At 61.6% G+C, this 4,963-nt stretch carries 4 protein-coding genes and 1 pseudogene; 3 read left to right on the forward strand and 2 right to left on the reverse strand.

Translation table 11 applies throughout. The annotated features are described in order from the left end of the window. Together A9X05_RS32665 and A9X05_RS08780 are read left to right on the forward strand one after the other, a co-directional pair. Nucleotides 1-122, forward strand: a pseudogene (locus A9X05_RS32665) (alpha/beta hydrolase); the annotation flags it as partial. Between the two features lie 180 nt (nt 123-302). Further along, nucleotides 303-1,649, forward strand: coding sequence for a hypothetical protein (locus A9X05_RS08780; RefSeq protein WP_067780655.1), 1,347 nt, complete (start codon nt 303-305; stop codon nt 1,647-1,649). Nucleotides 1,650-1,837: 188 nt separating this feature from the next. Here the strand turns inward: A9X05_RS08780 and A9X05_RS08785 are convergent, their stop codons facing one another. Next, on the reverse strand, nt 1,838-2,659 hold the full coding sequence (locus A9X05_RS08785) for an aspartyl/asparaginyl beta-hydroxylase domain-containing protein (RefSeq protein WP_082970917.1): 822 nt from the start codon (nt 2,657-2,659) through the stop codon (nt 1,838-1,840). Between the two features lie 198 nt (nt 2,660-2,857). Here A9X05_RS08785 and A9X05_RS08790 point away from each other — a divergent pair, with 198 nt between their 5' ends. Beyond that, nucleotides 2,858-3,505 (forward strand): TetR/AcrR family transcriptional regulator, encoded by a 648-nt coding sequence (locus A9X05_RS08790; RefSeq protein ID WP_067780659.1) that lies wholly within the window; start codon nt 2,858-2,860, stop codon nt 3,503-3,505. A gap of 79 nt (nt 3,506-3,584) precedes the next feature. Here A9X05_RS08790 and A9X05_RS08795 read toward each other — a convergent pair whose 3' ends face one another. Beyond that, nucleotides 3,585-4,670, reverse strand: coding sequence for a methyltransferase (locus A9X05_RS08795; RefSeq protein WP_067780661.1), 1,086 nt, complete (start codon nt 4,668-4,670; stop codon nt 3,585-3,587). Nucleotides 4,671-4,963: the final 293 nt, after the last annotated feature.

Here is a 4,963-nt window from a genome sequence, read left to right on the forward strand (position 1 = left end):
CCCGGGCGGTCGACCTCCTTCAGAACGGCGCGGTGAAGGCCTATCCCGGCTACCCGCACGGCATGCTGACCACACACGCGGATGTGCTCAACCCGGATCTGCTCTCGTTCATCGCGTCCTGAACGGCGGCGCCGGGATACACCGCCACGACCTCGAAATTTCGACCCGCAAAGCGTCAAGCGGCTTGAGGGACGCCGACACCCAGGCGTCGCCTCGCGGGAGGAGCATCACTACGCTGATAAGGTCGCCCGAATCGCTCATATCTCAACAGATTCGGAGGCGATCACCCTACAATCGCTGCCGTGACCACCACGGCGCGATCGCCGGTCCCGGCCGCCGAAACATCCGCTCCCCTCGGAGTCGCGCCGCCGTGGACGTGGCTCGAGAAGCTCTGCTTCCGGCTGCTTTTCACCATTGGTGTCGGCATGCTCTTCGTCGTCGGTGGCGGTAGCGTGGTGAAAGACAGTGTGGGCCGGCACCCACTCGAACCGATAATTTGGCTACTCGCGCAGATCGGCAGCTACCTGACCCGAGGCCGTGGGATCGAGATCGCCAAGTCGGCTGGCTCGGACGTGTTGTGGTTCTGGTGTTCGCATCTCGGCGGGATGGTGCTGGCGCTGCTGATTACCACGGTGTGGACCATCATGGATCGCGGGCGTTCCGACTATCGACGCCTGGCCGCCTCGCTGATCGTGTTCGCGCGCTTCGGGTTGGCCCTGGTGATGATCAGTTACGGGCTGGCCAAGGTGATTCCCGTCCAGATGGGGTTCATGACCCTTCCCCACCACCAGCTGCAGTTAACGGGCGACACCAGCCTGTTCGACACGTTGTGGGGCTTCATGGGTGCCTCCGCGGCGTACTCAGTCGCTGCCGGGCTGATTGAGCTGGTGTCGGGATTGCTACTGCTGTGGAACCGTACGCAGCTGCTCGGTGCACTCGGGTCGGCGATGGCGCTGGCGCAGGTGCTATTGCTCAACATGACTTACGACGTGCCGGTCAAACTGGCAGTCGGCGAATTGTTGTTGATAGCAATTGGTATCGCGTCACCGTATTGGCCGAATCTGGCGCGCGTGGTCTTCAATCGCGGAGAGACTCGTCCAGTTGTGCCCAGTGTGCCGCTCGGTGCGGGCAAAGGCTGGCTGCGACGAACCGGCGTGGTCGCCAAGTTCGGTATCGCCGGGTCGTTGCTGGTGTTCAGCGCAATGTGGGACGCCAAGTTGTTCACCGCCTACAACACCCCCACCTCGACACTCGACGGAGTTTGGCGCGCAACGTCCTTCACCATCGATGGACGCGAAGCGGCACTCAACCAGACGAATCCACAGCCGTGGACCAATGTCGCAATCGCCGACCGCACCAAGGTGCCCCAATTCGGCGTGGTGGTCAAATTTGTCAGCCAGGTGCCGGGGGGCTACACCACCACCTGGCATCTCGAGATCGACCGGGATCGGCTCAAGTTGCGCAAGCCCGAATCGGATTCGGCCGAAGTCGTACTGCGCGCGACCCAGCCAGACAAGGACCACCTCGTACTGGCGGGCCAGTTGGACGGCAGGCAGATCGAGGGCACATTCGAGCGACGGTTCATGGAACGCGGCAAGTTCGTTTTCCGGCTCGTCAGTCCGGTTATCCCAGTAGGTTCGCTACAGTAGTGCCTCCACACGACTGGCGATCACGGGTTGTGTCGAGGTAGCGCTCCTCTAAGGAGCGCGTATCGTCGAATCGCATGCCCAACAACGCCGCTCGAGCTTAACGGCCCCCCGCTCACCGCCCGCGTCGCGGTCGGGCCGATTCCATTTCGATTTACCCGACCGCGGGCTGTGGCTCCTCGTCCCGTGGATCACGCAGGATCTGCAAGCGCGCGATCGAATGCGGCTTGGTTCTTCTTCATTCGACGCACGACGGGCGAGTAGCCCATCAGGGTGATCATCACCGAGTTGAAGATGTCGAACGGAAACTTCATCGGTCGCGCAATATCGAGGAAAAGCACGACGCGGGTTTCCTTGGTGTTGTTCCACACCTCGTGTTCGTAGGTATCGTCGAACATCAGCGCCACGCCCTCCTGAAAAGAGGCGGTCTCGTCACCGACGCGGATTCCACATTCGCCATCCTGGGGCACCACGAGCGGCAGGTGATAGCGCATGACGCCCTGGTAAGGACCTCGGTGCGGAGGAATATTCTTTCCCGGTGACAGAATGGAAAAGAAAGCGGTTTTCATCCCGGGTATGTCCTGCAGCAGCCGAGCAGTATCCGGACATTCATCGCACTGCTTATCGAAGCGCCGGCCATAGATGTAAAAAAAGTAACTGAGCCATTTATCGTCGTTTGATATTGCAGCGATCGTTTCGACGATTTCTTGATGGTTTGGAATTGTCTCCGGGGCTGACAGCAGAGCCCTCAATTCGCCCTGCACCTTGCTCAACTTGGAGATGACATGGTCGTGCCACTCGAACTGGGTGGGATCGATGAAAGGTGTCGTCTCGACCAGTGAAAACCTTCTAGGGACCGTCAGGTTGACGATCCTCAGCGCAGGCGTGACGGTCAGAAACAAAAGGTGTCGAAGGGCCGCCACTGCCTTGCTGACATTACGACTCGGCCGCGGTGTACTTCCCCGGTCGGCCATGCTGTCAGCAGTCGTTATACGTGCATCAACGGCAGTCATAAGTGTGACCTCCGATCGCCAGTTTTTTTGATTTTCGTTTGTGATGATGTTCTCGGGCGTAGCGCCCGAGACGCTACAGCGAGACTTTTTATAAAACCGCGCTCGCTTCGCTGTCCAGCTCCAAACAATATGTATTTATTGCGTGACAATGCGATCATATTGTGGCACGGGTTCGCCCCTGTGTCTATGGTTGGAGCAATGTTTCGCGAAGTGGTGTCTCCCGGTCCGCCCCGGCGGGGCGACCAGTCCAGCGCGGACCGTATTCGCGACGTTGCGCTCAAGACTTTCGCCGTGCACGGTACGGAGGCGACCTCGCTGCGGATGATCGCCGAATCTGCCGGCGTGTCAATCGGATTGGTTCAACATCACTTCAGGACGAAGGGGAACCTCATCACGGCGGTTGACGAGTACGTGATGGCGGTGCTGGGCCAGTCGTTGGCCAGCCCTTTGCCGGAGACCCCGACGGACCCGGTCTCGGCTGTCGCACAGCGGGTGACCGAACTAGTTTCCAACCACGCGCATGTCATCGATTACATGTGCCGCGCTGTGGTCGACTGCACGCCGATGGGTGTGCGGGTCTTCGACGGTTTGGTCGGCATCGGTCGGGGCCACTGGGATCAACTCGCCGAACAGGGATTGGTGCGGCCCGGCCTTGATCCCGATTGGGTGGCGCTCAACCCGATGGTGTTGGTGTTGGGCATCTTTATCGTTCGTCCGCATCTGGACCGGCACCTCCCCGATGGCTTCACCAGTCCGGTGCAGCTGGACAGGTGGCAAAAGGCCACCGACGTTCTGATTAGAAGCGGCCAGATAGTCGCACCTGAGCCCAACGCGGATGGTGGTTGAAGATCGGGGACGTACGCGCTCTCCGGATGCGAGATATGAAGTATGCGGCCAAAACGCATATTTCCGCCGTGCTGATGAGCTACACCGCGATTCCCTCGATGATGCTGAGCGGCGATACGGTCTCGACGACGCGAGTCAAGCGAAAACCGGCCTGGTTGAACAGCCGGCCGTATTCGTCCGCGGTGCGTTCGCGAGCGCCGGCGACGACCAGCATCTCGAGGTCCACCCACTTGCCGTGGAAGTCGCGGTCGTGCTCGGGAATGACGAACTCGCAGAGCAACAGGCGCACACCGGCGCGAGCTGAGGCGCGGACATTGGTGAGGATGCGCACCGCGTCGTCCTCGGGCCAGTCGTGAATGACGTTCTTGAGCACATACGCGTCGCCGCCCTCCGGTGCGGAATCGAAGAACGAGCCCTTTTCGATCCGGACGCGGTGGTCGACACCGTACTTGCGAAGCAACTCCGGGGCGCCCGCCACGACCTCCGGAAGATCAAACAGCACCCCGCGCGAATTCGGAGCCGTCTGCAGGATCGCCGCCAACAGTCGACCGTGTCCGCCGCCGACATCGACGATCGTGCCGAAGGCATCGAAGTCGTAGGCGGCCGTCAAAGGCACGGTCGCGAATTCGGACACATTGGTCATGGCCGTGTTGAAGATCTCCGCCAGCTCCCCTTCCTCGGCCAGGTACTCGAAGGCCGGTTTGCCGCGAAGCTCTGGGATGACCGCCTTCCCGGTCCGGATCGCATCGGTCAGGTGGCTCCAGTGCTCGCGATGCTGCGGCGATCCGACCCACCGCGCCATCCCGGACATCGAGATGGGCGCGTCGGTGCGCAGCGTGTCCCCCAGTGGGGTGAGCGCATAGCGCCCGTCACGGCGCTGCCGGAAGATCCCGATGCCGATCAACGCGCGCATGAGCCGCCTCAGGGCGTCGGCGTCGGCGCCGATCCGGTCTGCCAGCTGGTCGCCGGACAGCGGGCCGCCCGCCAGGGCATCCGCCACGCCAAGGTCCGCTGCGGACGTGATCGCTTGCGCGACCCAAGCGTTCAGGATCAACTCCATCATCACCGCCGCGGGCGGAGCGGAGCGTTGGCGCAGCCGCGACAACTGGTGGCGGACCCGTTCGACGGCTCGCGCGACACTGACCGGCGGAACCTTCGACGTCACGTGACTCCCCTTCTCCCTGGCATCGCCATCATGGACGCTTCGTACCGGCGACTGCCCTCGCGCGCGCCAGGAAAGCCACGATAGAGCAGTCAAACTCGTTCGCCTCAGCGCTCGTGCTGTAAACCCTCGAACCCGCTTCGAACTATGCCCGGAGATCGCGAATATTTCAACAGTGATTGAAATAGTGGCGCGTTCGACCTATAGTTCTGACAAGGGGGTCGGATGAGCGGAGGCCGTCATGTCACGTCTGGTCACGAAGGTCGTCGTTGCGGCGATCCTCGCATTCACCGCGG

The organism is Mycobacterium sp. E3298, assembly GCF_001666895.1.
In the GTDB taxonomy this organism is placed as follows: domain Bacteria; phylum Actinomycetota; class Actinomycetes; order Mycobacteriales; family Mycobacteriaceae; genus Mycobacterium.

Excerpts from the sequence above, each read along its gene's own strand:
- A9X05_RS08785 (WP_082970917.1), bottom strand. The coding sequence starts at position 2,659 with ATGACTGCCGTTGATGCACGTATAACGACTGCTGACAGCATGGCCGAC.
- A9X05_RS08790 (WP_067780659.1), top strand. The coding sequence starts at position 2,858 with ATGTTTCGCGAAGTGGTGTCTCCCGGTCCGCCCCGGCGGGGCGACCAG.